This is a genomic window from Methylobacterium sp. J-077 (genome assembly GCF_022829365.1).
Classification (GTDB): Bacteria; Pseudomonadota; Alphaproteobacteria; order Rhizobiales; family Beijerinckiaceae; genus Methylobacterium.
Map to the genome: position 1 here is coordinate 1 of NZ_JAKSYJ010000148.1, position 616 is coordinate 616.

1 pseudogene is annotated in these 616 nt (G+C 61.7%); it reads right to left on the reverse strand.

From position 1 onward, the window contains the following. Positions 1–616 (reverse strand): annotated as a pseudogene (locus tag MKL11_RS17730) (IS3 family transposase); the annotation flags it as partial.

The window sequence follows — 616 nt, forward strand, 5'->3', positions numbered from 1 at the left end:
GATCGCCAAGCATTCATGCGTGAACTCGTCGACGACGTTGAGCATCCGGATCTTGCGTCCATCATGTGTGCGCGCCTCGACGAAGTCATACGACCACACGTGATTGCGGTATTCCGGACGAAGACGGATACAGGACCCGTCGTTGTCCCAGATCCGCCCCCGCTTGGGCTGCTTGGCCGGGACCTTCAGACCCTCACGCCGCCAGATCCGCTCGACGCGTTTGTCGTTGACGAACCAACCGGCCGCCTTCAGCAATGCGCTGATCTTGCGGTAGCCATAGCGTCCGTACTTCTCAGCCAACGCCACGAGATCGGCCGTTAGCGCCTCTTCATCATCGCGGCCCCGCGGTACCTTGCGCTGTGTCGAGCGATGCTGACCGAGCGCCCGACAAGCGCGGCGCTCGGAGACGGTCATCGTCCGCATGATGTGCTCGACACAGGCGCGTCGGCGCGCAGGGCTCAGAAGTTTCCCCGGGACGCCTCCTGCAAGATCAGCTTGTCCAGCGTCAGATCTGCGATCGCCCGCCTGAGACGTTGGTTCTCCGTCTCAAGATCCTTCATCCGCTTCACTTGATCCGATTTCAGGCTGCCGTACTCCTTGCGCCAGCGATAGTACG